This is a genomic window from Pseudomonas sp. KB_12 (genome assembly GCF_052114545.1).
GTDB classification, from domain to species: domain Bacteria; phylum Pseudomonadota; class Gammaproteobacteria; order Pseudomonadales; family Pseudomonadaceae; genus Aquipseudomonas; species Aquipseudomonas brassicacearum.
This window is the reverse complement of the sequence record NZ_JBFREY010000121.1, coordinates 1-388: the sequence shown is the minus strand read 5'-3', so window position 1 is coordinate 388 and position 388 is coordinate 1. Positions and strand designations below refer to the sequence as shown.

The 388-nt window shown below is 70.1% G+C and carries 1 protein-coding gene; it reads left to right on the top strand.

What is annotated here, in order from left to right:
• Positions 1–388: hypothetical protein (locus AB4Z20_RS28130; protein WP_442091261.1), on the top strand; the 388-nt coding region annotated here is incomplete at both ends.

Sequence of the window (388 nt, the reverse complement as noted above, 5' to 3'; positions counted from 1 at the left end):
ACCTGACCCAGGTCAACGTTTCGGCAGCCGCATCGGGCCTGGGCGCCAATGCACAGGCATCGGCACTGCGGGTGCAGTCGGCATTCACCGCGCTGGACCGCAATGCGGATCTGCAGGGCTCGGCGTTCGGCGTGGCCGCAGGCGCGCTGCAGCGTACGTCTGGCGGAACCGATGGCCTGTCGGCGAGCCTGGAGAGCCTGTCCGGACAAGCACATGCGCGCGCTGAAGCGTCGACCTTCGACAGCGTGGACATGTCGCGCCGCGCGGTTGCCGAGCGCTTCGACCGCGTGCAGGCTGCGCCGAAACTGCGTGGCGCCTGGCAGAGCGCGCTGGGTGAAGCCGGGCAGGGCAGCTTTGCCGGCAACGCCGCCGACAGCCAGGGCTGGAT